21 protein-coding genes and 1 tRNA gene are annotated in these 24,588 nt (G+C 74.6%); 6 read left to right on the top strand and 16 right to left on the bottom strand.

Features of this window, described 5'->3' with window-relative positions:
• Positions 1-11 precede the first annotated feature (11 nt).
• Positions 12-605: a nicotinamidase gene (locus tag QQY24_RS19605; protein WP_301973995.1), complete on the top strand. Its 594-nt coding sequence runs from the start codon at positions 12-14 to the stop codon at positions 603-605.
• Between the two features lie 25 nt (positions 606-630).
• Here QQY24_RS19605 and QQY24_RS19600 read toward each other — a convergent pair whose 3' ends face one another.
• Complete coding sequence (locus QQY24_RS19600; RefSeq protein WP_301973994.1) at positions 631-960, bottom strand: hypothetical protein; 330 nt, start codon at positions 958-960, stop codon at positions 631-633.
• 121 nt (positions 961-1,081) lie between these two features.
• The gene (locus QQY24_RS19595) at positions 1,082-3,436 is read right to left on the bottom strand and encodes an immune inhibitor A domain-containing protein (RefSeq protein WP_301973993.1); all 2,355 of its coding nucleotides are present in this window, start codon (positions 3,434-3,436) and stop codon (positions 1,082-1,084) included.
• A 358-nt stretch (positions 3,437-3,794) separates the two neighbouring features.
• Here QQY24_RS19595 and QQY24_RS19590 point away from each other — a divergent pair, with 358 nt between their 5' ends.
• Positions 3,795-4,085 carry a hypothetical protein gene (locus tag QQY24_RS19590; protein WP_301973992.1) on the top strand — a complete coding sequence of 97 codons (291 nt, stop codon included), beginning with the start codon at positions 3,795-3,797 and terminating at the stop codon, positions 4,083-4,085.
• A gap of 75 nt (positions 4,086-4,160) precedes the next feature.
• Here the strand turns inward: QQY24_RS19590 and QQY24_RS19585 are convergent, their stop codons facing one another.
• Both QQY24_RS19585 and QQY24_RS19580 read right to left on the bottom strand, forming a co-directional pair.
• The gene (locus QQY24_RS19585) at positions 4,161-4,880 is read right to left on the bottom strand and encodes an RDD family protein (protein ID WP_301973991.1); all 720 of its coding nucleotides are present in this window, start codon (positions 4,878-4,880) and stop codon (positions 4,161-4,163) included.
• Positions 4,881-4,967: 87 nt separating this feature from the next.
• Entirely contained in the window at positions 4,968-6,608 is a 1,641-nt protein-coding gene (locus QQY24_RS19580) for an RDD family protein (RefSeq protein ID WP_301973990.1), read from the bottom strand.
• Positions 6,609-6,844: 236 nt separating this feature from the next.
• Here QQY24_RS19580 and QQY24_RS19575 point away from each other — a divergent pair, with 236 nt between their 5' ends.
• Complete coding sequence (locus tag QQY24_RS19575; protein ID WP_301973989.1) at positions 6,845-7,258, top strand: SsgA family sporulation/cell division regulator; 414 nt, start codon at positions 6,845-6,847, stop codon at positions 7,256-7,258.
• Positions 7,259-7,265: 7 nt separating this feature from the next.
• Here the strand turns inward: QQY24_RS19575 and QQY24_RS19570 are convergent, their stop codons facing one another.
• Positions 7,266-8,681: an FAD-binding oxidoreductase gene (locus QQY24_RS19570; RefSeq protein ID WP_301973988.1), complete on the bottom strand. Its 1,416-nt coding sequence runs from the start codon at positions 8,679-8,681 to the stop codon at positions 7,266-7,268.
• Between the two features lie 92 nt (positions 8,682-8,773).
• On the opposite strand from QQY24_RS19570, the gene QQY24_RS19565 reads away from it, so the two are divergent.
• A complete protein-coding gene (locus tag QQY24_RS19565; RefSeq protein ID WP_301973987.1) occupies positions 8,774-9,145 on the top strand; it encodes a hypothetical protein in 372 nt (123 codons plus the stop codon).
• 99 nt (positions 9,146-9,244) lie between these two features.
• On the opposite strand, the gene hppD is transcribed toward QQY24_RS19565, so the two are convergent.
• Positions 9,245-10,390 carry a 4-hydroxyphenylpyruvate dioxygenase gene (hppD, locus tag QQY24_RS19560; RefSeq protein WP_301973986.1) on the bottom strand — a complete coding sequence of 382 codons (1,146 nt, stop codon included), beginning with the start codon at positions 10,388-10,390 and terminating at the stop codon, positions 9,245-9,247.
• A gap of 123 nt (positions 10,391-10,513) precedes the next feature.
• Between hppD and QQY24_RS19555 the strand changes: the two genes are divergently transcribed.
• Positions 10,514-10,987: an Lrp/AsnC family transcriptional regulator gene (locus tag QQY24_RS19555; RefSeq protein ID WP_301973984.1), complete on the top strand. Its 474-nt coding sequence runs from the start codon at positions 10,514-10,516 to the stop codon at positions 10,985-10,987.
• Positions 10,988-11,024: 37 nt separating this feature from the next.
• On the opposite strand, the gene QQY24_RS19550 is transcribed toward QQY24_RS19555, so the two are convergent.
• The 4 genes from QQY24_RS19550 to QQY24_RS19535 all read right to left on the bottom strand — a co-directional run bounded on the left by QQY24_RS19550 (position 11,025) and on the right by QQY24_RS19535 (position 16,606).
• A complete protein-coding gene (locus QQY24_RS19550; RefSeq protein WP_301973983.1) occupies positions 11,025-11,816 on the bottom strand; it encodes a S16 family serine protease in 792 nt (263 codons plus the stop codon).
• 144 nt (positions 11,817-11,960) lie between these two features.
• Positions 11,961-12,602 carry an IclR family transcriptional regulator gene (locus tag QQY24_RS19545; RefSeq protein WP_301973982.1) on the bottom strand — a complete coding sequence of 214 codons (642 nt, stop codon included), beginning with the start codon at positions 12,600-12,602 and terminating at the stop codon, positions 11,961-11,963.
• Positions 12,603-12,979: 377 nt separating this feature from the next.
• Positions 12,980-14,764 (bottom strand): DEAD/DEAH box helicase, encoded by a 1,785-nt coding sequence (locus QQY24_RS19540; RefSeq protein ID WP_301973981.1) that lies wholly within the window; start codon positions 14,762-14,764, stop codon positions 12,980-12,982.
• Positions 14,765-15,160: 396 nt separating this feature from the next.
• A complete protein-coding gene (locus QQY24_RS19535; protein WP_301973980.1) occupies positions 15,161-16,606 on the bottom strand; it encodes an MFS transporter in 1,446 nt (481 codons plus the stop codon).
• 173 nt (positions 16,607-16,779) lie between these two features.
• Between QQY24_RS19535 and QQY24_RS19530 the strand changes: the two genes are divergently transcribed.
• Positions 16,780-16,854 (top strand) — tRNA-Cys (locus QQY24_RS19530).
• 167 nt (positions 16,855-17,021) lie between these two features.
• On the opposite strand, the gene QQY24_RS19525 is transcribed toward QQY24_RS19530, so the two are convergent.
• The 6 genes from QQY24_RS19525 to QQY24_RS19500 form a co-directional block, all read right to left on the bottom strand.
• Entirely contained in the window at positions 17,022-17,519 is a 498-nt protein-coding gene (locus QQY24_RS19525) for a DUF3761 domain-containing protein (RefSeq protein WP_301973979.1), read from the bottom strand.
• Between the two features lie 120 nt (positions 17,520-17,639).
• Positions 17,640-18,800: an SUKH-4 family immunity protein gene (locus QQY24_RS19520; protein WP_301973978.1), complete on the bottom strand. Its 1,161-nt coding sequence runs from the start codon at positions 18,798-18,800 to the stop codon at positions 17,640-17,642.
• Positions 18,801-18,935: 135 nt separating this feature from the next.
• On the bottom strand, positions 18,936-19,106 hold the full coding sequence (locus QQY24_RS19515; RefSeq protein WP_301973977.1) for a hypothetical protein: 171 nt from the start codon (positions 19,104-19,106) through the stop codon (positions 18,936-18,938).
• Positions 19,103-21,409, bottom strand: coding sequence for a xanthine dehydrogenase family protein molybdopterin-binding subunit (locus QQY24_RS19510; RefSeq protein WP_301973976.1), 2,307 nt, complete (start codon positions 21,407-21,409; stop codon positions 19,103-19,105). The genes QQY24_RS19515 and QQY24_RS19510 overlap by 4 nt, the downstream gene beginning before the upstream one ends.
• Positions 21,406-23,649, bottom strand: a complete 2,244-nt coding sequence (locus QQY24_RS19505) for a 2Fe-2S iron-sulfur cluster-binding protein (RefSeq protein ID WP_301973975.1) — start codon at positions 23,647-23,649, stop codon at positions 21,406-21,408. Before QQY24_RS19505 ends, QQY24_RS19510 begins: the two co-directional genes overlap by 4 nt.
• Positions 23,646-24,539, bottom strand: coding sequence for a xanthine dehydrogenase family protein subunit M (locus QQY24_RS19500; RefSeq protein WP_301973974.1), 894 nt, complete (start codon positions 24,537-24,539; stop codon positions 23,646-23,648). Before QQY24_RS19500 ends, QQY24_RS19505 begins: the two co-directional genes overlap by 4 nt.
• Positions 24,540-24,588 lie beyond the last annotated feature (49 nt).

The following is a 24,588-nucleotide window of genomic DNA, read 5'->3' as shown; positions in this document are numbered from 1 at the left end:
GGACACCCACCATGCGCCGCGCCTTGATCGTCGTAGACGTGCAGAACGACTTCTGCGAGGGGGGCAGCCTCGCGGTGTCCGGCGGTGCGGACGTGGCCGCCGCGATCACCGAGCTGATCGGCCAGGCGGCGGGCACCGGCTACCGCCACGTGGTGGCCACCCGCGACCACCACGTCGCGCCCGGCGACCACTTCGCCGACGACCCCGACTACGTCCGCACCTGGCCCGCGCACTGCGTCGCGGGCACGGAGGGCGTGGGCTTCCACCCGAACTTCGCCCCGGCCGTCGCCTCCGGCGCGGTGGACGCGGTGTTCGACAAGGGCGCCTACGCGGCGGCGTACAGCGGCTTCGAGGGCACGGACGAGAACGGGGTCCGGCTGGCCGACTGGCTGCGGGCCCGCCGGATGGACGAGGTCGACGTGGTGGGCATCGCCACGGACCACTGCGTGCGCGCCACCGCGCTGGACGCCGCCCGGGAGGGGTTCCGCACGCGGGTCCTGCTGGACCTGACCGCGGGGGTCGCCCCGCGGACCACGGAACGCGCCCTGGAGGAGCTGCGCGGGGCCGGGGTGGGGCTCACGGGCGAGCCGGTGGTCGGCGACTAGCGCCGACCCACGGGCTCCGGCGGGCCTACCGCACCACCGCCGACTGGCGGAGCAGTGCCCGGATCGGGCGCCACAGCTCGAAGACGGCGGCTTCGCCATCGGGTGCGGTGCGCCATATCAGGCCGTCCGGGTGGTGCAGCACGGCCGTGATCTCGTCCGGGCTCGGGGGGGCCGCGTTGCCCCGCAGGTAGACCGCACGCAGGCCCAGGTTGCGCAGGCGGGTGAGGGCCCGGGCCCGGTTCCGGGCGTGCACCAGCACACGCACCCCGGCGGGGCCGTCGGCGGCGGGACTGGGCAGGTTGAGCGCCACCACGACGGTGCCGTTCGGCAGCTTGCAGAAGCCTCCTGCGGCCATGCGGTCACGTCCCCGTTCCGGTCGGTGTCAATAAGCGGTTCACAGGACGCACCTAAACACGATCGGCGGCGACCCGCCAAGGGGCCGCCGCCGATACGCTTCTGACCTGCGGAGATGTCCGCTACTTCACCGCGGGGCCGACCTCCAGCTCCAGGATGGAGCCGTCCTTGGCCTGATCCGTGATCCTGATCTTGGTGTTGGTGTCAATGACCTTCACACCGCCGGTCGGGTTCTGCGGGTCGTAGTAGGTGCTGGTGTGGTCGTTGAAGACCGGCACCCCCTTCTGCGAACCGATCTGGGTCGCCTTGTCGGCCTTGTGCAGCGTGATCGCGTCCGTGGCATCCAGGCTGAACGTCGAGTCGAAGGCCTGCATGCGGTTGCGCATCAGCGTGCCGTCGGACCACTTCAGCGCCTTCCAATGCGCGTCGACCGGAAGGATCTGACCGGTGCCGGGGTGGTCACCGGCATTGGTGTTGTTGTCCGCCTGGGAGGTGTCCCACTTCCAGATCAACAGGCCGTTCTGGTACGCGTAGTGCTCGACCCAGTCCGGACGGCTGGCGAAGCCGAAGTTGTACGGACCCGTCTTCAGGGTCTTGTCGTACGAGACGTACTGACGGTTCTCGGCGAGGTAGTACTGCGCGTAGTCCTTGGTGAAGGACGCGCCGATGCGCGAGAAGCCGGCGGCGGTCCAGGCGGCGTCGGCCGCCTCGGCATTGTCGGAGAACACCGGCGCGCCGTCCGCCGTCACCGTGATTTCGTCGGCCGCGAAACCCTTGAGCGCCACGCCGCCGTCGGTCTGGTAGCGGAAGCGCAGCTGGACCTTCTGGCCCGCGTAGGCGTCCAGGGAGTACGACAGCTTCGTGTAGCCGTCGACCGTGCCGGTCAGGGCCGGCTTGCCGCTGCCGTCGCGCGGGATGGCCTGGCCGTCCACCGTGCCGTCCAGCGCGGTCCAGTTGGCACCGCCGTCGGTGGACACCTCGGTGTAGAGGTAGTCGTAGCCCGACTCGATGTCGTACCAGCCGTCCAGGCTCAGCGCGGCCGAGGACGTGCCGGTCAGGTCGACGGGACGGGTCAGCGTGTTCTTGAGGTTGTCACCGCTGCCGCTCCACCACTGGGCCGAACCCTCGGCCGGGGTGACGATCTCGGTCTTGACCGCCTTGTCCGGCAGCGAGACCACGACCGCCTGGCGGTGCTTGGTGTTGTACTCGGCCACGCCCAGCTTGTGCCAGGAGGAGACGCCCGCCTTGGCGGTGTCGTAGTTCAGCCAGCCCAGCTGCAGCTTGTCCCAGGCGTTCAGGTCGCCGGGCAGGTCGCCGATGGCCTCCTTGCCGGTGCCCAGCCAGGAACCGGAGGACATCAGCGTCCAGAAACCGGTGGAGTTGTCGCCGCCGTTGGTGTCGTACTCGTCCGGCAGGCCGAGGTCGTGGCCGTACTCGTGGGCGAAGACGCCGAGGCCGCCGTTCTCCGGCTGGATGGTGTAGTCGCCGACCCAGACACCGGTGTCGCCGACCTGCGCCCCGCCGAGCTTGTTGCGGTCGGGACCGGTGGCGCCGGCGTCGGTGCCGAAGGCGTACCAGCGGTGCGCCCAGATGGCGTCGGTGCCCTGGCCGCCGCCGCCCGCGGACTCGTCCTCACCGGCGTGCACGATCTGGAAGTGGTCGACGTAGCCGTCGGGCTCGTTGAAGTCGCCGTCGCCGTCGAAGTCGTAGCGGTCCCACTGGTCGTACTGGGCCAGGTCCGCCTTGATGTCGGCGTCGGACTTGCCGGCCGCCTTCTGCTCGGCGACCCAGGCGTTCAGACCGTCGCTGACGACGTTCCACACGCTCGGGCAGTTGGTGGATCCGCACGCGTTGTTGCCGTAACGGGCCTCGTTGTAGGGGACCTTGACCCAGTCCGTGACCTCGCCGTCGACCGAGTAGCGGCCCGAGGACTGCTTCTCGTAATACTTCTTCAGCGACTCGGTGTCCTTGCCGGTGCCGAAGTAGAGGTCCTGGTAGTGCTGCTGGTCGTAGTCCTCCTGCCAGGCCGTGCTGTTGTCCTGCTCGCGGTCCGGCTGGGCGATCTGGTTGTGCGCCGGGCCGGCGGTGCCGCCGAACTCGGGGTCCGTCTGGCTGCCGAACTCGACCAGGATGGTGAAGATCCTGTCGGTCTTCTCCCGGCTCAGCTCGACGTACTTGCTGTCGCCCTTCCTGCTCTTGAGCTGGACGACCTTCGAACCGTTGCGGTCCTCGGCCTTGACCTTGCCCGATATGAGCTGGTTCAGGGCCTCTTGGCGCTGCGCGTCCTGCGTCTTGCTCAGCGGGCCGTCGAGGTCGTGGCCCTGTTGCTTCACCGGTGCCGGGTCGTGCCGGTTCACGGCGGTGGACGGGGCCGCGGTGCTCGCCTCGGCGACCGCAAAGGTCGTGAAGCCGGCGGAGGCCGCTGCGAGCGCCACACCGATGGCGGCGGCTCTGAACGTCCAGGGTCTGCTGGTCACTTGAGATCCTCCCCCGCGCCGCGCACACGGACAGGGGATCCTGAGTCACATGGAGGGATCCGTGCGCGCTTGATCAACGCGTGTAGTCAAGTGACGACATTTGACTAGAGGTTTAGAAGAAAAGACAGACCTTGACTTGAGCAGGACAAGTGCACTATGTGGAGTTGAAGTCCGCTTTACGAACGTCCGGCGTGACGGCAACGGGCGCGTGGCACCGTCCGCTTGCCGGACCCGTGAACCCGTGCGCCCCCCGTGCACCGGCACCGCCGGCCAGGACCGGCTTGCCCCGCACCCCGCTCGGGCATGCGGACGAATAGAGTCGAAGGCACCCCCTCCACTTTCCGAGGACACGATTGCCATGCCTCGTCCGACTGCCGCACAGCTCGCCTACGGTTCGTGCACCGTGATCCTCTCGACGCTCGCCATGCTGCTGCTGTCCCGGACGGGTTCGGGCCTCGGGGTCGCCGTCATCGCCCTCGCCGCGCTGGCGCTGGGCCTGCTGGTCGCCATGACGGCGCCCCTGCCCCGGCCGCACGCGGCCGGGTCGCCGGACGGGACCGCACCGGACGGGGAGCGGCGGTCCGCGCGGCGGCACCCCGTGGCCGCCGCGTCCGCGGCCGAACCGGACCGGGAGCGCGGGGCGCCCTGACCGGCTCCGCGTCCGCACACGACGACGGCGGCTCCCGTGCCGCGCACGGGAGCCGCCGTCGTGTGAACGCCCCATTCAACGGGTGCTGACCACCACCGTCCTGGCCGCCTTGTCGTGCAGGCCCTGTTTGAACGGCTTGTCGAAGAAGCTCCAGCCACCGCAGATCACCGTCCAGACGCAGGCGCAGCAGAAGGCGAACGGCAGCCAGAGCACCAGGGAGCGGACGAGGGCGCTCCGCGCGGAGGGGGTGGCGCCGTGGTCGAGCATGGCCACCCGCATGCCGAGCCACTTCTTGCCGAGGGTCTGCCCCGTCCTGGAGATCGTGAAGGTGTCGTAGGCGACGTAGAGGACGGCGGCGACGACGGACTGCGCGAGGGATCTGCCGACCTCGATCCCGTTCCCCTCCATCCGGTACTCGCGGACCCCGAGCGCCCAGGTGAGCAGCCAGACGACGACACCGACGAGGATCATGTCGATGACGCGGGCGAGCGTGCGCCTGCCGCTGTCGGCGAGCGGGGGCATGCCGGCGAGGGGGTCGGCCGGGCCCCCGCCCCCGTAGGGGCCGCCCGCCCCGTACCCCCCGCCGCCTCCGTAGGGGCCCGCGCCGCCTCCGTAGGGGTCCCCGCCGCCCCCGTACGGGTCCCCGCCACGGGGGTCGCCGCCGTGGGGCGGGGGCTGCCGGGCGCCGTACGGGGTGTCGTACGGCGAGTCCGGCCCCGGGCCGGGCCCGGGCCGCTTCCTGAACGGGTCGTCCTCGGGTGGCTGTCCGGAGCCGGGGGGCGGTTCGCTGCTCATGGCCCGAGTGGACCGCGAACGCTTCCGCTCCGCATCCGGCGGGTGGCCGTACGGGGTACGGGCCGCGGCGCTCCCGGTGGCGTGCGGTCAGGCCGCGACGAAGGTGTGGGCCGCCTTGTCGTGCCAGCACTGGCGCCAGGGCCGGTCGAACAGGCACCACAGGACACCGACGATCCCGATGCCGAGCAGGCCCGGCACGCTGTACACCAGCCAGCGGCGCAGGGCGGCGCCGAACGCCGGGGGTTCGTGCGCCTCGATGTCCCGCACCTCCACGCCGCACAGCTTCTTGCCGAGGGTGCGGCCCCACCTGGTGGTGGGCAGCACCTCGTACACGACGCCGGACACGAGGAGGACGGCGAGGACGATGCCGAGGGAGGTGCCGGTCGTGCCGTCGAGCAGCCAGACGGTGACGGTACGGCCGGACAGCCTGGCTTCCTCGATCTTGTGCTGGAGGTGGTCGGCGGCCCGGGTGCCGAGCGGGACCGCGGCGGCGGCGGTGACCGCGCCGACGGCCAGGCTGTCGATCAGACGGGCGGCGAACCGCCTGCCGAGGCCGGCGGGGCGGGCGGCCGCCTGCCGGCGGGCGACGGCCTGGAACAGGTCCTCCACCGGTGGCTTCCACGGCGCCACGGGATGTTCGTCCGCACCCCCGGCCAGCCGGTGCACCTGCTGCGCCCACGAGGCCTGCCCGCCACCCGGCCCGGAGGTCATGGGCGTGGCGGGGGCGGCGGGGACGCCTTGCGGGGGGCCGGCGTAGGCGGCGGGGGTGTCGGGGGTGGCGGGGAGGGGGCCGGCGTGCGGGGGACCGGCCTGCGGGGGCACCGGGGGAGCCGTGGCGGCGGGGGAAGCCGCCCGGGGCTGGGGCGGCGGCGGTGCCTGGGCGCCGGCGGCCCGGGCGGCGGCGGCCTTCCCGGCACCGAAGCCGCCGCCCGCGGGCGGGCCGGGCTGCGCACCGGGCCCGCCGAAGGCCCCCGCACCGGTCCCGCCCGGGCCGTACCCACCACCGCCCGCCGCACCGTGAGCCGCACCGGCCGCGCCGAAGCCCCCCGGGACCGCTCCCCCGGCGCCGGGCGCACCCGGCGGGTTCGCGGCGCCCGCCCCCGGCGCCCGTGCCCCCTGGCCCGCCGCACCGGACCCGTCGCCCGCCGGGCCCGCCCCGAAGGCCGGGGCCCCGGGGCCGGGCGTGCCCGAAGGGCCCCCCGCACCCTGGCCGAAGGCTCCCGCCGGGGTGGGCCGGTGGTGTCCCGGGACCGCGCGGAAGGTCATCGTGCTGGGGTCCTGCAGGGCCGCGGGCCCCGGGGTGGGGCGGCGGAAGATGAAGGTGCCGCCGGCGTCGGGGGTGGGGCCCTCCGCGGGCGGGATGGAGGCCGTGCCGTCGGTGTGGGCGGCGTGGCCGGACGGCTGGGACGGGGGGTCGGCGGAGTCCTCCTGCCCGGTGCCCCAGGCACCGCGGCCGTCGGCGGGACCCGGCCCGCCGGCCCCCTCGGCGGCGCCCCACTCCGGCGGGTCCTCGTCGAAGAAGTGCGGGCCCGTCTCCTCCACGGCCGGTGCGGCCGGGCGGGCACCGGGCGGCGGGGCGAGCGGTTCACCGTCCCTCGGCGCCGGCCGGCTGGTGCCCGGCACCCAGGAGGCGCCGTTCCAGTACCGGACGTAGCCGGGGATGGACGGGTCCGGGTAGTAGCCCTCGCGGGGCCTGTCGTCACCGGGGGCCGGGGTTGGGGCGCTCATGTCCGTCGTCCCGTATCTGCTCGGAGGTGGGGTGGGAGCCTCCACATCTATCAGACCCGGGCATGCCACACGGCCACTCCCGCCGGACCTCACCCCTTTCCGGGCAACGCCGCGCCCCGGTCCCGCCGCCCGGCCGGAAAACCTCCCGGAACCCGCGTAACGGCCGCGCCCCCGCTCCCTCTCCCCCGGCACGGGCCCGATCCGAGCGGCCCCGGTCCGGAAGGAAACAAGAGGCCGTGCGTCACACCGTGGTGGAGCGGGAGCTGGAGCTGAAACTCGTCACGCCGTCCGGGCGGAGCGTCCCGGTCCCGGCCCGGCTCGGCTACCGCCGGGACGACCCCTACGCCGTGCACATCGACTTCCACGTCGGCTCCGAGCAGCCCGTGCACTGGACGTTCGCCCGGGAACTGCTGGTGGAGGGTGTGTTCCGGCCGTGCGGGGCCGGGGACGTGCGGGTGTGGCCGGCGAAGGCCGACGGGCGCGCCGTCGTGTTGATCGCGCTCGGCTCCCCGGAGGGCGACGCGCTGCTGGAGGCGCCCTCCGCCCCGGTGCGCGCCTGGCTGGAGCGGACGCTGCGGGCGGTGCCGCCGGGCACCGAGGGCGGGCAGCCGGACCTCGACCGGGCGCTGGACCGGCTGCTCGCCCGGTGAGGGCGGGTCAGAACAGCTTGCCGGGGTTGAGGATGCCCAGCGGGTCGAAGACCTGTTTCACCGCCCGCTGCATCTCCACCCCCACCGGGCCGAGCTCCCGGGCCAGCCACTCCTTCTTCAGCACGCCGACGCCGTGCTCGCCCGTGATGGTCCCGCCGAGGTCGAGGCCGAGGGCCATGATCTCGTCGAAGGACTCGCGGGCCCGCCGGGACTCGTCGGGGTCGCGGGCGTCGAAGCAGACGGTGGGGTGCGTGTTGCCGTCCCCGGCGTGCGCGCACACGCCGATGGTCAGCGCGTACTTGGCGGCGATGCGCTCGACGCCGTCGAGCATCGCGCCGAGCCGGGAGCGGGGCACGCACACGTCGTCGATCATCGTCGTGCCCTTGACCGCCTCCAGCGCGGTCAGCGAGAGCCGCCGCGCCTGCAGCAGCATCTCGGACTCGGCGGCGTCCTCGGCCGGCACCACCCCGGTGGCGCCGGCGTCCTCGCACAGCGCGCCGACGGCGGCGAGGTCGGCGGCCGGGTCCGGGGTGTCGAAGGCGGCCAGCAGCAGCGCCTCGGTGGTCTCGGGCAGGCCCATGCGGGCGAGGTCGTTGACCGCCCTGACGGTCGTACGGTCCATCAGTTCGAGGAGGGAGGGCACGTGGCCGCCGGCCATGATCCGGCACACCGCGTCGCAGGCGGCGGTGGCGGAGGGGAACTCGGCGGCCAGCACGAGCTGCCGGGGCGGCTTGGGCCTGAGCGCCAGGACGGCCCGGACGACGATGCCGAGCGAGCCCTCGGAGCCGACGAACAGACGGGTGAGGTCGTAGCCCGCCACGCCCTTCGCGGTGCGGCGGCCGGTGGACATCAGGCGGCCGTCGGCGAGGACGACGTCCAGGCCGAGGATGTACTCGGCGGTGACGCCGTACTTCACGCAGCACAGGCCGCCCGACGCCGTGCCGATGTTGCCGCCGATCGTGCACGTCTCCCAGCTGGAGGGGTCCGGCGGGTAGTACAGGCCGTGTTCCCCGACCGCACGGGCGAGGGCGGCGTTGACGACGCCGGGTTCGACCACGGCGATCCGGTCGACGGGGCTGATCTCCAGGATGCGGTCCATCCGGGTGAGGGACAGCACGATGCAGCCGTCGGTGGCGTTGGCGCCGCCGGACAGGCCGGTGCGGGCGCCCTGCGGCACCACCGGCACGCGCAGTTCGGTGGCGGTGCGCATGACGTGCTGGACCTGCTCGACGGTGCGCGGCAGGACGACCACGGCCGGGGCGCCGGACGGGCAGAAGCTCGCCATGTCGTGGGCGTAGGAGGCCGTGACGTCGGGGTCGGTCACCACGGCCTCGGGCGGCAGGCCGGCCAGGAGGCGGGCGGTGAGGCGGCCGGCTTCCGCCGTCGCCGCGTCGGGGGGCGCTTCGATACGGCTCACGATCACAGCGTGGCACTCGCGGCCATCGGTGTGAACCCCGCCCGCGCCGTCCTCGGGCCGCCCGGACGCGCCTGCCCCGCCGACGCACAGTGGGCACCATGGGAATCCGACACTGCGGCCGGTGCGGGCACCGTGGTCCTTCCGCGCCGGGCACGCCCCCGGACGCCGGGCCGCCTCGGGCGCGCCGTTCCCGGCGGCCGCTGCGGCGGCTGCTGGTCGCCGTCCTGGTGGGCGGGGCCGTGGCGGGCGCGGTGCTGGCCCTGCCGCCGTCCGGGGCGCACCGGGTCCGGGCGCCCGCGCCGGCTCCGGGACCGCGCGCCCGGGGGCCGGCGCAGGTGCCGGCGGTGGTGCGGGCGGTGGTGCCGGCGGTGGTGCGGGAGCCGAGGGAGCCGCCCGGGGAGCCGTCCGGGGAGGCGGTGCCCGACGAGGCGGTGCCCGACGAGGGCGACGGCGCCGTGCCGGTGCCGTGAGCCCGGCACCGGCGGACCGCGCCGCGGTGGCCGGCCGGTGCCGGGCGGCGGGGGAGCGGTGCGGCGGGAGGGGCCGGTTCCTCTCCGCCGCCGGGTCCGCTACAGGTTGCCGCGCCGCTCCTGCTCGCGCTCGATGGCCTCGAACAGGGCCTTGAAGTTGCCCTTGCCGAAGCCCATGGAGCCGTGGCGCTCGATGATCTCGAAGAAGACGGTCGGGCGGTCCTGGACCGGCTTGGTGAAGATCTGCAGCAGGTAGCCGTCCTCGTCGCGGTCGGCCAGGATCTTGTGCTCGCGCAGGATGTCGACGGGCACGCGGGTCTCGCCGACCCACTCGCCGAGGGTGTCGTAGTAGCTGTCGGGCGTGTCCAGGAACTCGACGCCGGCCGCGCGCATGGTGTGCACCGTGCGCACGATGTCGTTGGTGTTGAGCGCGATGTGCTGGACGCCGGCGCCGCCGTAGAACTCCAGGTACTCGTCGATCTGGGACTTCTTCTTGGCGACGGCGGGCTCGTTGATCGGGAACTTGACCTTGAGGGTGCCGTCCGCGACCACCTTCGACATCAGCGCGCTGTACTCGGTGGCGATGTCGTCGCCCACGAACTCCTTCATGTTCGTGAAGCCCATGACCTTGTTGTAGAACTCCACCCACTCGTTCATGCGGCCGAGTTCGACGTTGCCGACGCAGTGGTCGATGGCCTGGAAGGTGCGCTGGGCGGGCGGCGGGACGATCGGCCGGGCGGCGACGTAGCCGGGCAGGTAGGGACCGTCGTAGCCGGTGCGGTCGACCAGGGTGTGGCGGGTCTCGCCGTAGGTGGCGATGGCGGCGAGGACGACGGTGCCGTGCTCGTCCTTCACCTCGTACGGCTCGGCGACCGAGCGGGCGCCGTGCTCGACCGCGTACGCGTGGGCGGCGCGCGCGTCGGGGACCTCGACGGCCAGGTCGACCACACCGTCGCCGTGCTCGGCGACGTGCTGGGCGAGGAAGTGGCCCCAGGGGGTGACCGGCTTGATCACGGAGGTGAACACGAAGCGGGCGGAGCCGTTCTCCAGGACGTAGCTCGCGGTCTCGCGGCTGCCGTTCTCCGGTCCGGAATAGGCGACCAGCTGCATGCCGAAGGCGGTGGAGTAGTAGTGCGCGGCCTGCTTGGCGTTGCCCACGGCGAAGACGACCGCGTCCATTCCCTTGACCGGGAAGGGATCGGCCTGCCGGGCGGTGTCGGGAGTGTGGTGTGTGGTCTGCGTCATAGCCGAAGGGTGGCCCCACTCTGCAAGGTGCGCAATAGTTTGTGTGTTCACTGGGCAATCTGCTCGGCGGTACGGCGGTCACGCCGTACTTTCTGTACAGGATGACCATCTCGGGGGATCGCCGTGGGGATCGATCGGCTGGACGGGCGGATCATCGTGCTGCTGGCGCGGGAGCCGCGCGTCGGGGTGCTGGAGATGTCCCGGCGGCTCGGGGTCGCCCGGGGCACCGTGCAGGCCCGGCTGGACCGGCTCCAGGCGAACGGGGTCATCCGCGGATTCGGCCCCCAGGTGGACCCGGCGGCCCTCGGCTACCCGGTCACCGCGTTCGCCACGCTGCAGATCCGGCAGGGCCAGGGAGCCGATGTCCGGGCGTACCTGTCGACCGTGCCGGAGGTGCTGGAGCTGCTGACCACCACCGGCAGCGGGGACATGCTGTGCCGGCTGGTGGCCCGCTCCAACGCCGACCTCCAGCGGGTGATCGACCGTGTCGTCGGCTTCGACGGCATCGTCCGGGCCTCCACGGCGATCGTCATGGAGAACCCCGTCCCGCTGCGGATCATCCCGCTGGTGGAGCAGGCGGCGGCGGACAGCGGGTGAAGCAGGAGGGGGTCGGGGGGCGGGCGTCCCGCGCGCGTCAGCAGCCCGGTACCGGGCCCCTGCCCTTCTCCAGTGCCACCAGGGAGTCGACCGCGCCCTTCAGGGTGGTGACGGGGACCAGCCGCAGGCCCCGGGGCAGCTCGGCCTTCGCGTCGGCGCACTCCGCCTTCGGCACCAGGAAGACGGTCGCGCCGTCCCGCCGCGCGGCCCGCGTCTTCAGGGCCACCCCGCCGACCGCGCCGACCTTTCCGGCGGCATCGATGGTCCCCGTACCGGCGATGGTGCGGCCGCCCGTCAGGTCGCCGCCGCTGCCGTCGCCGTCCAGCTTGTCGATGACCCCCAGTGTGAACAGCAGTCCCGCGCTGGGCCCGCCCACGTCCGCGAGCCGCAGCGTGACCTTCACGTCGTCGGCGCTGAGGTCCAGGTACTCCAGCGCCGCCCGGGCCGCCGCGTCCTGGGACTGCCGCATCTGCTCGGTGTTGTGCCTCTCGATCTCCTTGACGCTGTCGCCGCTCGGGTAGACCGAGTCGCGCGGCATGACGGCGCGGTCCGTGCGGAACCAGTTGCCGAGCACGTCCCCGAGGGACACCCGCGCGTCCGGGCCGGTCGCCTCGATGGTGGTCATCCGCAGCTGCCCGCTGGTCCTGCGGGTCGGCGCGCCGGACACGGTGATCACCGGGGTGCCCCTGTTCCCGCCGAGCACGTTCGCCGTCATCCCGGGCTGCGCCACCGAGAACGGCAGCGGCGCGAACACCGTGGTGGCGAACAGGGCCACGACGGGCAGGGCACAGACGGCGACGGCCTGGGGACGCGTGAGACGTGAGAGCACGGGGTCAATCTAACGCGGGGGGCCGGCGCGGGCGGGGCACGGGTTCGCCGGGTGGGGGCGGGAGCGCGGACGCGGGTCCGGGACGTGGGCACGGGGCGCGGGTCCGGGGCGCGGGACGGGGTCCGCCCCGGCTCGCCCGCCGCGTCAGCGCAGCGCCTCCGCGACCTCCCTGGCCGCGTCCACCACCCGCCGGCCCACCCGCTCCGGGACGGATTCCGCGAGCATCACCACGCCCACGCTCCCCTCCACGCCGGTCACCCCCACCAGCGGCGCCGCGGCGCCGCACGCCCCCGTCTCCAGCTCCCCGTGCGTGAGGGTGAAGCCGGGGTCGGCCGACGGCGACCGCCGGGCGGCGAGGATCGCCCTGCCGGCCGCGCCCCGGTCCAGGGGGTGGCGGAACCCGGCCCGGTAGGCCACGTGGTAGTCCGTCCAGGTGGGCTCGACCACGGCGACCGCCAGCGCCTCCGTGCCGTCCACCAGGGTCAGGTGGGCGGTCGCCCCTATGTCCTCGGCCAGCGACCGCAGCGCGGGCAGCGCGGCCTCCCGCACCAGCGGGTGCACCTGGCGTCCCAGCCGCAGCACCCCCAGCCCGACCCGGGCACGCCCGCCCAGGTCGCGCCGTACGAGCGCGTGCTGCTCCAGGGTGGCGAGCAGCCGGTACACCACGGTCCGGTTCACGCCCAGTTTGTGGGAAAGCTCGGTGACGGTCAGTCCGTGGTCCGTGTCGGCCAGCAGTTTGAGGACGCGCAGTCCCCGGTCGAGCGTCTGGGAGGTCTCCGCGGTCACGACGCCCACTCCTTTGGTGGTGAGGCCGGCGGTCCCTGAGCGACGGAGGCGTCACCGAGTCCCGTCGGCGACGCGCTTCAGAGGCCGCCGATCAACAGGACGGCCCGGCGGCTCCGGGCCCAGTCGCTGCACGGCTGCGCTCCGCGGCAGCGCTGCCACGGGGCGTGTGCGTAGCGGGACAGTAGCGAAGCCGGTTCGCTGAGCGGAAGCCTCGGTCCACAATCCGGGCGGGTCGGGGGCAGGCCTGCCTGCTTTCGTCCGCATACGCGCACATCACCGGGAGACGCCGGCCGTGCCCGGGGGCCCTCCCGGAACCCCACGGGCCCCTCCCCCACCGGACCGGACGGGCAGGCGGGCGGCGGGGAAGCGGCCGGGCGTCACCGCATGCGGGTGGCCCACTCCTGCACCTTGTCGATGCGCTGGCGCAGCTGCCCGGCCGTGGCCTCGGCGCTCGGCGGACCACCGCACACGCGGCGCAGTTCGGTGTGGATCACGCCGTGCGGCTTGCCGCTCTGGTGGACGTAGGCGCTGACCATGGTGTTGAGCTTCTTGCGCAGCTCCATCAGCTCCTTGTGCGTGACCACCGGCCGCCGCTCGGCGGGCAGCTCCAGCAGGTCGGCCTCGGTGTCCGGCCTCTTGCGGCTGTGCGCGATCTGCCGGGCCTGCCGCTTCTGCAGCAGCAGCTGCACCTGCTCGGGTTCGAGCAGGCCCGGGATGCCGAGGTAGTCCTGCTCCTCCTCGCTGCCCGGGTGGGCCTGCATGCCGAACTCGGCGCCGTCGTACAGCACGCGGTCGAAGACGGCGTCGGACTCCAGCGCCTCGAAGGGCAGCATGTCCTGCTCGCCGGTGTCCTCGTCCTGCTGCTTGTTCGCCTCCTCCATCTCCTTCTCGGATTCGGCGTACGGGTCCTCCTCGCCCTCCTTCTTCGGCTTGTCGAGGGCGTGGTCCCGTTCCTTCTCCATCTCGTTGGCGAAGGTCAGCAGGTCGGGCACGGTCGGCAGGAATACGGACGCGGTCTCGCCGCGCCGCCGGGAGCGTACGAAGCGCCCGACGGCCTGGGCGAAGAACAGGGGCGTCGAGATGGTCGTCGCGTACACGCCCACCGCGAGCCGCGGCACGTCGACGCCCTCGGACACCATCCGCACCGCGACCATCCAGCGGTCGTCGCTCCCGCCGAACTCGTCGATCCTCTTGGAGGCGCCGACGTCGTCGGACAGCACGAGGGTGGCCTTCGTGCCGGTGATCTCGCGGATGAGCTTGGCGTAGGCGCGGGCGGAGTCCTGGTCGGAGGCGATGACGAGGGCGCCGGCGTCCGGGATGGCCTTGCGGACCTCGGTCAGCCGCTGGTCGGCGGCGCGCAGCACGCTGGGCATCCAGTCGCCGCGCGGGTCGAGGGCGGTGCGCCAGGCCTGGCTGACCGCGTCCTTCGTCATCGGCTCGCCGAGCCGGGCCGCGACCTCGTCGCCGGCCTTGGTGCGCCAGCGCATGTTGCCGCTGTAGGAGAGGAAGATGACGGGGCGCACGACGCCGTCCGCGAGCGCGGAGCCGTACCCGTACGTGTAGTCGGCGGCCGACCGGCGGATGCCGTCCTGGCCCTCCTCGTACGTCACGAAGGGGATGGGGTTGGTGTCGGACCGGAAGGGCGTACCGGTCAGCGCGAGCCGCCGGGTCGCCGGCTCGAACGCCTCCAGACACGCCTCGCCCCACGACTTGGAGTCACCGGCGTGGTGGATCTCGTCGAGGATCACGAGGGTCTTGCGCTGCTCGACGCGGTTGCGGTGCAGCATGGGCCGCACCCCGACACCGGCGTACGTGACGGCGATCCCGTCGTACTCCTTGCCGAGGGGGCCGGCGCTGTACTCGGGGTCGAGCTTGATCCCCACCCGGGCGGCGGCCTCCGCCCACTGCTTCTTCAGGTGCTCGGTGGGCGCGACCACGGTCACCTGCTGCACGACGTGGTGGTGCAGCAGCCAGGAGGCCAGGGTCAGCGCGAAGGTCGTCTTTCCGGCGCCGGGCGTGGCGACGGCGAGGAAGTCGCGCGGCTGCTCCTGGACGTACTTCTCCATCGCCCCCTGCTGCCAGGCGCGCAGCTTGCCGGCGGTGCCCCAGGGGGCGCGGCCCGGGAAGGCGGGGGACAGGTGGTGGGAGGAGGAAACGGTCATGGGGGCGGACCCTGGGGGCGGCCCTCCGGGGAGGGTGGCGGCGGGCGACGGGCGGGCGGTAGTCACGGTCTCCGTGGTCAGGGGTAGGGCGGCTCGGCTACGTATGACAACCGGGCCACCCTATCGGCGGCCCGGTGGCGTCACCGTGCGGACGGGGCCGGGTCGCCCCCGGTTGCGACCCACGTCACAGCCCCGCGATCGCCGCGCCCCCTTCCCCCCGCACCGGGCGCCGCACCGCACGACCGGGCCGTGCGCACCGCCCCGCGCCGGGCCCGCGCATCCGGTCGGCCCCGGTACCGCCACCCGCGCCCCCTCGGAGCCGTGCCGTCACCGGCGCCCCTCCTCCTCGGAGCCGTGCCGCCACCCGCGCCTTCCCCCACCCCCGGGACCGTGCCGTCACCCGCGCCCCTCCTCGTGCACCCGCGTCGTCACCCAGGCCCCCGCGAGCGCGACCACCGCCATCGGCAGGAAGACGGCCGCGAACGCGGCGGGACGCGCGGCGTCCGCCGCCGTGGCCGTGGTGGCCGCCGTGCCGCCGCCGCCCAGCGCGGCGAAGGCGGCGCCGGTCGCGGCCAGCAGGACCACGTTGGAGAGGGCGTCGGAGATCTGCAGGGCGGCGGAGTTCGCGCCGGCCTCCTCGGGGGCGGACAGCTGGAGCAGCAGCACGCTGGTGGAGGAGATCACCAGGCCCATCCCGAAGCAGCCGAAGCCCCAGGCGACGGCGACGGTCCACACGGGCACGGCGGGCAGGAGCACGCTCGGCGCGGCGGTGATCGCGGCGGCGACCAGCACCATCCCCGAGGTCATCAGCCGCCCCCGGTACGGCTCCGCGCCCGGCCGTGACTGCACCCACGACCCCAGCGCCCACGTCCCCCCGCCGGCCGCCAGCGAGAACCCGGCCATCGTCGGCGACAGCCCGCGCTGGGTGACCAGCATCAGCGGGACGAAGGACTCGGCCGCGATGAAGGACCCGGCGGACACTCCGCGCAGCAGCACGACGGAGGGCAGCCCGCGGGCCGCGCGGTAGGTGCCGCGCGGCAGCAGGGCCAGGACGGCCGGCGCCAGCAGGGCGGCGCCGGCGAGGCCGGGGAGGAGGGAGAGCGGGCGCAGGTCCTGGGCGGCGTACTGCAGGAGCCCGGCGCCCAGGGAGACGGCGAGGGCGAGCCGGATGCGGCGCCGGTCGAAGGCGCCGGAGCCGCCGGAGCCGCCCACCGGGCCGGCCGTCCGCCGCCTGATCTGCGGCAGGGCCAGGGCGAGCGGGAAGACGACCAGGACCGGGATGCCGAGGAACACCCATCGCCAGCCGAGGTGTTCGGTGACGGCGCCCGAGGCGAGGGGGCCGACGACGGACGGGACGACCCAGGAGGCGGCGAAGGCGGCCATGATGGCGGGGCGCAGCCGCTCCGGATAGGCGCGCCCCACGACGACGTACAGGGCGACGATGACCAGCCCGCCGCCGAGCCCCTGCACGGCGCGCCCCAGGATGAACACCCACATGACCCGGGCGGTCCCGGCGACCAGGAGTCCCGCGGCGAAGGCGGCGATCCCCGTCGTCAGCGCGCCCAGCGGCCCCTTCCGGTCGGACCACTGCCCGGCGAGCACCATGCCGAACAGGCTGGTCGTGAAGTACCCGGAGAAGGCGAAGGCGTACAGCGCCAGTCCGTCCAGCTCCCGCGCCGCGACGGGCATGGCGGTCCCGACGGCGGTCGCCTCGAAGGCGATGAGCAGCACGACGGAGACGATGCCGACGCTCAGTGCCCGGTGGGCCCGGCTCAGCACACCGCCGTCCGGCCGGGCGGCATCGTCCGCAACGGCGGCATCAGGGGATCCAAGGGCGCTCATGCCCGCCAGGGTAAGGCGCACAACACGCTTTGGCCCCTGTCCAGGACCCGGCCGCCCCTCCGCCCCCGGTCGTGCGTCCGGGGTTTCGTGAACGCCGTGTGGCAGTCCCGTTGCAGCCCCCCGGTCCCCCTTGAGTCCCGCCGGGCCCCGCCGTACGTTCGTTCCACGAACACGGCCGTGTGCCCGAGTGGTTCAGGGACTCGCCTGCAAAGCGAGTTACGCGGGTTCGATTCCCGCCACGGCCTCCAGTACGCCGGCGCAGTGCCCGGGCCGGTTGGAGCGGCGTTCGGTGCGGGCGTCTCGGCGCCGGAGCACCGGTCGGCGTGGTGGCCGCCACCGCGGCGGCCGTGGCCCGGCCGGTGGCTGACGCCGCGTCGTGCCACCGGCCGGGCCGCACCCGGTCCGGGTGCCCGTCCTACCTGTAGAAGACGGCGACGCCCCCGTGGTGCGAGCAGGCGCCCTGGTGGTGGGCGGCGTAGGAGTAGGTGCCGTCGTTGCAGAGAGCCGTGGCGCCGCTCCCGGTCGTGCCGGAACCCCCCGAAGAGCTCGAACCGCCGCTCCCCGACGACCCGCCGGACGAACTGCCGCCGCTTCCCGAATCCGCGACGGCCGCCTTCGCGGTGACGGTCACCCTCACCTTCACCTCGACCGTCTTCGTCGCCGTCACCGTCGGCGCGGGCTCCGGTGCCGCGGTCTCCGTGGCCGTGGCCGTGGCCGTCGCGGTGACCGTGGTGGCCGGCTGGATCCCGGCGGCCGCCGCCTTCGCGTCGTCACCGTTCTCCTGGCCGTTGGCGCCGGCGCCGATGCCGAGGAAGAAGGCGAGACCGATCGCCGGCAGTACGTACCGCTTGCGCGCCCACTTCCGGGCCGCTCTGACGGGCGGCTGCGGCGGTATGGCGTACGGATGTGTCATGTGTCCCCCCAGGACGTGTCGGAAGCGCCGACCGTAGCGCCGGTCGTGGTGTCCGGGGTGCCGTTTCGGTGGTGACGGTCACCTGTTCGTAACGTCCCGTGCGGACTCGGCCCGGCGGTTTCAGAGCACTCCGCCCGCTTCGTCCCGGAAGAGTTCCGTCCAGTAGTGCCAGTCCGTGCGGGGGCGGGTGCCCGTGGGGTCCACGGCGGCCAGGGTGTGGAGCATGGCCGCGGCCAGTTGGTCGTAGGCGTCCGTGGTGAGTTCGTGGGACAGGTGCTCGTCGGTCGTGCGCTCGTGGTGCAGGAGCCAGAGGGTGTAGGCGAGGGTGGAGACGTCCGTGTTGAGGGGGTAGAGCGTCGCCTCGGGCTCGCTGAAGGTGAGGACCGCGCCCGTCCTGCCGTCGACCACCAGACCGTTGTCCTCGACCAGGTGGCCGAGGCGGATCAAGTGGCCGGAATGGGCCGGGAGTTCGTCCAGGGGGTAGTCCTCGGCGCGTTCCTCGGCGAAGTACTCCGTCAGCGTGTGCAGGGGGGCGTCCGTGTCGGCGCGGAAGAGGACGGCCTCCTCCGGCAGGCCCGTTTCGCGCAGGAAGCGGCGGGTCGGCTCGTGGGTGAGCGTGGCCGGGATGTCGACCTCCTCGAAGCGGGTCACCCGCCCCTGGCCGAATTCCTGGTCCAGCAGGCGGGAGGGGACGTCCAGGGTGAGGCCCGACGCCGTGCCGGGGCCGGCGATGAGGGACAGCGGGCGGATCAGGGCCGTCGCCTTCCAGTACGGCGGGACCCTGCCGTCCGCGCCCTGCTCGAAGAGCGTGAGGAGGCGGCGGGATGCCTCGGTCACCGTCCTGGGGCCGTACCGGCCCGCCAGGGAGGCGAAACGGCCGCGCAGGCCCGCCAGTTCCTCGGTGACCGCGGCGAAGCGCAGGAGCGTGTTCAGCGAGGGGGCGAAGGGGCGCGGGGCGGACGGGGCGAGCAGGTGGGCCGTCGTGATCTCGCCCGTGCCGCCGTCGAGCAGGACCGACTCGCGCTCCATGCCGGCCGGGTGCAGCAGCTCGCCGATCACCAGGCGGTCGCGCAGCTCGTCGGCCAGGCGGAAGGGGCCGTCCGTGGCGTCCGCGAGCGTGCGCAGGCCGTGCGTGCGCAGTGGGAGGAAGGTCAGCGGACCGGTGCCGGCGGGCAGGCCGGGACCCGTGGGCAGACCGCGCGTCGGGGCGTGCGTGACGTAGCGGTCCAGCTCCGCCTCGGTCAGCGTGATCGCCGGAACCCCGGCCTCGGTCGTGCCCATCGCTCCCCCGCGGTCCACATCGGTGCGCCAGTACGTGAGACGTCAGTGTGTGGGTACGGCGGCCCGTGCGCGGCACGCCGGCCCACTGCTCCGCACAGTACGCCGCACCACTGACAACGCCCCGAGGAGGCCGTCTCAGGTGAAGTAGACGCCGCCCAGGACGACCGCCAGGGCCGCCACGGCGAACACGAGGACCCACAGGAACAACTTGCCCGCGCTCGGCGGCGGCTCGTAGCGCGGTCCTTCACCGGGGGGCGTCTCCCCGGAGGGGGTCTCCTCGGAGGGGGTCTCCTCGGAGGGGGTCACTGGGCCGTCACCACCGCGGCCTGCGGGCGGATCGGGAGGCGGTTGACCGGGCGGCCGGTGGCCGCGCGGACGGCGGAGGCGATCGCCGCCGGGGACGTCACCACGGGCACCGCGCTGACCGACTTGGCGCCGAAGGGGGCGACCACGTCCCGCTCCTCGACCAGCTTCACGATGCGGATGTCCGGCGCGTCCAGGGCGGTCGGCAGGGCGTACCCGGTCAGGTCGGGGTGGCGGACCAGGCCGCGCGGCGCGCGCAGGTTCTCGGTGAGCGCGATGCCCACGCCCTGCGTGACGCCCGCCTCGATGCGGGACGCCAGTTGCGCCGGGTTCAGCACCCGGCCCACGTCCTGGGCGACCGCCAGCTCCACGACCCGCACCGAGCCGAGTTCGACGTCCACGTCCACCACCGCGCGGATCGCGCAGAAGGCGAGGCCCACGAAGGCGTCGCCCTGCCCCGCGGCGTCCAGGGGCTCGGTGGGGTGCGGGCGGCACTGGGCCGTGGCCCACAGTTCCTTGCCCTCCATCGCCTCCGAGACGGTCGTCGACAGCACGCCGTCGTAGGAGGTGATCTTGCCGTCCGTGATCTGGAGCAGCTCGGTGGACATCCCGAACTTGTGCGCGAGGGGCTGCAGCAGCTGGGTGCGGACCATCTTCGCGGCCCGCTCCACCGCGCCGCCGGACACCCAGGTGTGTCGGCCGCGGCAGCCCGCGCCGGCCGGCGGCTGGTCGGTGTCGACGGAGGCGACGTGCACCTCGTCGACGCCCAGGGTCTCCTGGACGATCTGGCGGGCGAGGGTGGTGAAGCCCTGGCCCGTCTCCACGGCCGCGCACAGGACGGTCGCCACACCGTCGTGGATCTTCACGGTCGCCGTGGAGACCTCGTCGGCGCCCTCGGCGCCGAGCATGTGCACCATGCCGAGGCCGTAGCCGACGCCCCGGCGCACCGCGCCCGGCTCGCCGGCGCCCTCGGGGCCGCCGGGCAGCAGCCAGTCCTCCTCGGGCGTGTCCTTGGGCAGCGCGGGCAGCGGGAAGTCCCTGACCGCCTGGAGGAGTTCGGCCACCGGCGCCGGGCAGGTCACCGTCTGGCCGATGGGCAGGACGTCGCCCGTCGCCAGGACGTTGCGCAGGCGCAGCTCGGCCGGGTCCAGGCCCAGTTTCTTCGCGAGCTTGTCCATCTGCGCCTCGTAGGCGGCGCACACCTGCATCGCGCCCTCGCCGCGCACGTGGCCGGAGGGCGGGTTGTTGGTGCGCACGGCCCAGCCCTCGATGAAGGCGTTCGGGACGACGTACGGGCCGCACGCGAAGGAGACGGCGGCGGCCAGCGCCTCGCCGGAGGTGTCGGCGTAGGCGCCCGCGTCGAGCAGGATCTGCGCCTCGACCTTGACCAGGTTGCCCTCGGCGTCGGCGTGGTGGCGGTAGCGCAGCAGGGTGGGGTGGCGGTGGACGTGGCCGAGGAAGGACTCCTCGCGGGTGGCCGTCAGCTTCACCGGGCAGCCGGTCTTGAGCGCGAGCAGGCCGAGCGGGAGCTGGAAGCCCTGGTCCTCGCGGTCGGCGGTGGCTCCGGGCACCCCGGTCACGACGATCTTCACCCGGTCCGGGGACAGGCCGTAGCAGGCGGCGGCCGTGTTGCGGTCGGTGTGCGGGTCGGTGGAGGCCAGGTACAGCTCCACGCCCCCGTCGGGACGGGGCACGGCGAGGCCGGCCTCGGCACCGATGGGGGCCGGGTCCTGGCGGCCGATGCGGTACAGGCCCTCGACCACGACCTCGCCGGCCGCGTCCGGGTCGCCGTGGCGCAGCGGGATGTGCCGGATCAGGTTGCCGTCGGGGTGCAGCGGCTCCGCCTCGAAGGCCTGTTCGGGGTCGGTGACGGGGTCGAGGACCTCGTACTCGACGATGACGGCGGCGGCGGCCATCCGCGCGGTGTCGGGGTGGTCGGCGGCGACGGCCGCGATGGGCTCGCCGTGGTGGCGCACGACCTCGGAGGCGAACACCGGGCGGTCGGGGGTGCCCCGGCCGTGGCGGGGGGTGCCGGGCACGTCCTCGTGGGTGATGACGGCCCGCACGCCGGGCATCTCGCGCGCGTGGGTGGTGTCGATGGAGACGACGCGTGCGTGCGCGTGGGGGGAGCGCAGGACGGCCGCCCACAGCAGTCCCTCGGCCCACAGGTCGGCGGCGTACGGGAAGGTGCCCTCGGTCTTGGCGCGGGCGTCGGCGTGCGGCAGGGAGGCGCCGATGCCGTGCGGCAGGGGCTCCGCGGCGGGGGCCTCCGTCGCGGTGGTCGCGGTGGCCGCTTCGTTGCTCACACCTGGCCTCCGTCCTGGCCGTAGTGCTGGTCGTGCGGATCGTGCTGGCCCTGCGGGTCGTGCTGTTCGTGCTGGCCCTGCGGGTCCGGCGCCGGGGTGCGGCCCGGGGTGCCGAAGGTGCCGGGGCTGTCGAAGAGACCCGTCGACCCGAACGCCGAGGCGTGGACACCGCCGGCGCCGGGGCCCGCCTGGTGCGGGATACGTGCCTCGTCGCCGTCCGGCTCGGCGTCGGCGGCGATGTGCGCCTCACGTTCGGCGACGACCTCCTTGACGGCGTCCAGCACGCCCCGGTAGCCCGAGCAGCGGCACAGGTTGCCGCACAGGGCCTGCCGGGCCTCCAGCTCGGTCGGCGCCGGGTTGCCCTCCAGCAGGTCGTGCAGGGTCATCGCCATGCCGGGCACGCAGAAGCCGCACTGCACGGCGCCGCACCTGGCGAGCGCCCGCTGCACGTCGGAGGGCCGCCCGTCGGTGGCCAGGCCCTCGACGGTGCGGACCTCGCTGCCGGCCGCGGTGACCGCCGGGACCAGGCAGGAGGCCACCAGGCGGCCGTCGACCTGCACGTTGCAGGCCCCGCACTCGCCCTGCGAGCAGCCGTCCTTGGCCCCCGCGAGCCCGAGCCGCTCCCGCAGGACGTACAGCAGGGACTCGCCGATCCAGGCGTCGCCGACGGGCCGGTCGGCGCCGTTGACGCGCAGCACGTAGGAGGCGAGGGGGTGGTCGTCGTGGGGCGGGAGGGGGGCGGCGGCCGGGTCCCCCCGGCCGTCCTCGGCGGCCGGGGCGCCGGGGCCGGCGGCCTCGGTCCCGGCGGCGTGGTCCGCCCCGGCCGGCCGGACGGGGTGAGCCGTCCCTGCCGCCGACGGGTCGTCCGCGGCAGGGCCGTCGGCCGAGGGGCCGCCCGCCGGCGGGGCGTCCCGCTCGTCGCGTTCGTCCGGCTCGTCGGGCGCGTCCGGCGCATCGGGGGCGTTCCCCTCCTCCGGCGCGCCGTCCGGGACGGGCGCGTCCGCCGGGGCCGCCGCACCGCCGGCGTCGGCCACCGTGCCGCCCGCGTCAACCACCGCGGCGGGGCCGGCCACCGAGGTGTGCTCCGTGCCGGCCGCCTCCGCGGCCGTCGGCGCGGGCCCGGCCGGCCCGGCGTCGTCCGCCGGGCCGGCCGGGGGGCCCTCGGGGGCCCGTGCGTGCTCGTGACCGCCGCCCGGGGCGGGTGCGTGGCCGGGGTCGTCCGCGGGGCCGTGGCCGCCCGCGGGACCGCCGTCGGCACTCGTCTCCGCCGGTTCCGCCCGGCCGGCCGGGTCCGCGGCCCCGCCGGGCTCGTGGCCGGAGCCCGCGGCGTCTCCTGCGGGCGCGTCCCCCGGCCCGTACGCGGGTGCGGGCGCGTGGTCGGCCGGGTGGCCGGCGTGCGTCCCGTCGGGCGCGAACCCCTCGGGCGCGTGCGCGCCGTGGCCGACGTGGGCGTCGGGGGCGGCCTGCGCACCGGGGTCGGCGTACGCGCCCGGCCCCGTGCCGGGATCGCCGTAGGCCTCGGGATCGCCGTACGCCTCTTCGCCGTACGCCTCGTGATCGCCGTACGCGGCGGGGTCGGCATACGGGCCGGGGTCCTGGTACGCCGGCGCGTGACCGTGCGGGCCCGTCCCGGCGTGCTCGTCCCGCGGCGGTGCCGCGTGGGCCGTCCCGGCCTCCTGCGTCTGCTCCGGCCGTCCCCAGGACTGCCCCTGGGGCTCCGTCGCCCAGGGCGCGGAGGCGCCGCCGGGGAGGGTGGCCGGAGGGGTGCCGCCCCACTGTTCGACCAGGGCGGACGTGGTGAACTCGCCCGATTCGTCCGGGAGGTCGCCGCCGGCGACGGGGATGGACCACTGCCCGGTGACGTCGTGCCCGGCGGCGGGCGGGGCCGCGGGCTCCCCGTAGGCCCAGTGCTGGGTGGAGCCGGGCCGGTACGTGAACCGGTCGTCCGCGCCCCGGTCCTGGGGGGCGGCGTTCGGATCGGGCCACCGGTGACCGTCCGCGGGCGTCCCCCAGGCGCCGTGGGCGGCGGGGTCGGCCGCTCCCGGGGCCGCGTTGATCGGCGGCGGCACGTAGCCGTGGCCAGGCGCGGCCAGCGGGCTGTCGGCGGACAGCAGGGCGTCGATGCCGCCCTCGGGCAGCTCGACGAAGGCGGTGGCGCCGTCGTCGTAGTCGCCCTGGGGCAGCGGGTCCCAGCGGCCGCCGCTGCGGGACGCGCCCTCTCCGTGCTGGTCGTCGGTCACGACAGCGCCCTCCCCAGTGCTCGTCGGGCCAGCGCGGCGACGGTGCGCCGCAGGTGCAGTACGGCGGGCGGAAGCGGGACCACGGAGCCGTCGGGTTCGGGGACCGGGTCGGGGATGCAGGCCGCGGCGACGTACTCGCCGAAGGCGTGCAGGGCCTCGGGGACGAGCGTGCGGTCGTTGTCCCAGTCGATGAGCTGCGCGACCCACTGCTCGGCCTCCAGGGGGCGCAGCGGCATCGGCGCTATGGCGCCGACGGCGCACCGCACCCCGCGCCGGGCGGGGTCGAGCACGAGGGCGACGGAGGCCGCCGCGCGGCCGGGGCCGGTGCGTCCGGTCGCCTTCAGGAAGACCTGGGGGGCGTGCAGCAGCGGCACGCGCACGTAGCCGATGAGTTCGCCGCCGCGCAGCATGTCCACGCCGGCCAGCAGGTGCGACACCGGGACCTCCCGGCGTGCTCCGCCCGGGCCCGCGATGATCAGCGTCGCCTCCAGGGCGGCCAGCACCGGCAGCGCGTCCCCGGTGGGGGCGGCGGAGGCGATGTTGCCGCCGAGGGTGCCGGCGTTGCGGATGTGCGGCGGGCCGGCGGCGCGCGCGGCGGCGGCGAGCGCCGGGATCAGGGCCGCGAAGTCGGGGCGGCCCATGCGGGCGTGGGTGAGGCCCGCGCCGAGCAGGGCGTGGCCGTCCTGGTACTGCCAGCCGCGGATCTCGCTGATCCGCCCGAGTCCGACCAGGGCGGCGGGCCGGAGCTGACCGGAGTTGACGGCGGCCATCAGGTCGGTGCCGCCCGCCACGGGGACGGCGGTGGGCAGGGCGGCCAGGGCCGCCACGGCCTCGTCCAGTGTCGTGGGCAGCGTGACGGCCTGCGCCGCCTGCGGTGTGTGCGTGGTCAAACCGGCTGCCCCTTCCCGCTGCCCCACCTGGTCCCACCCGTGTGGCCGT

The sequence above is a fragment of the Streptomyces sp. TG1A-8 genome (genome assembly GCF_030499535.1).
GTDB lineage: Bacteria > Actinomycetota > Actinomycetes > Streptomycetales > Streptomycetaceae > Streptomyces.
Note: the sequence above shows the minus strand (reverse complement) of the source record. Positions and strands in the feature narration are given on the sequence as shown.

Bases quoted from the DNA above. Each gene is read 5' to 3' on its own strand.
- QQY24_RS19520 (WP_301973978.1), bottom strand. From the start codon at position 18,800: ATGGGCACGACCGAGGCCGGGGTTCCGGCGATCACGCTGACCGAGGCG.
- QQY24_RS19565 (WP_301973987.1), top strand. From the start codon at position 8,774: ATGGGAATCCGACACTGCGGCCGGTGCGGGCACCGTGGTCCTTCCGCG.
- QQY24_RS19590 (WP_301973992.1), top strand. From the start codon at position 3,795: ATGCCTCGTCCGACTGCCGCACAGCTCGCCTACGGTTCGTGCACCGTG.
- QQY24_RS19600 (WP_301973994.1), bottom strand. From the start codon at position 960: ATGGCCGCAGGAGGCTTCTGCAAGCTGCCGAACGGCACCGTCGTGGTG.
- QQY24_RS19540 (WP_301973981.1), bottom strand. From the start codon at position 14,764: ATGACCGTTTCCTCCTCCCACCACCTGTCCCCCGCCTTCCCGGGCCGC.
- QQY24_RS19580 (WP_301973990.1), bottom strand. From the start codon at position 6,608: ATGAGCGCCCCAACCCCGGCCCCCGGTGACGACAGGCCCCGCGAGGGC.
- hppD (WP_301973986.1), bottom strand. From the start codon at position 10,390: ATGACGCAGACCACACACCACACTCCCGACACCGCCCGGCAGGCCGAT.
- QQY24_RS19535 (WP_301973980.1), bottom strand. From the start codon at position 16,606: ATGAGCGCCCTTGGATCCCCTGATGCCGCCGTTGCGGACGATGCCGCC.
- QQY24_RS19605 (WP_301973995.1), top strand. From the start codon at position 12: ATGCGCCGCGCCTTGATCGTCGTAGACGTGCAGAACGACTTCTGCGAG.
- QQY24_RS19585 (WP_301973991.1), bottom strand. From the start codon at position 4,880: ATGAGCAGCGAACCGCCCCCCGGCTCCGGACAGCCACCCGAGGACGAC.
- QQY24_RS19525 (WP_301973979.1), bottom strand. From the start codon at position 17,519: ATGACACATCCGTACGCCATACCGCCGCAGCCGCCCGTCAGAGCGGCC.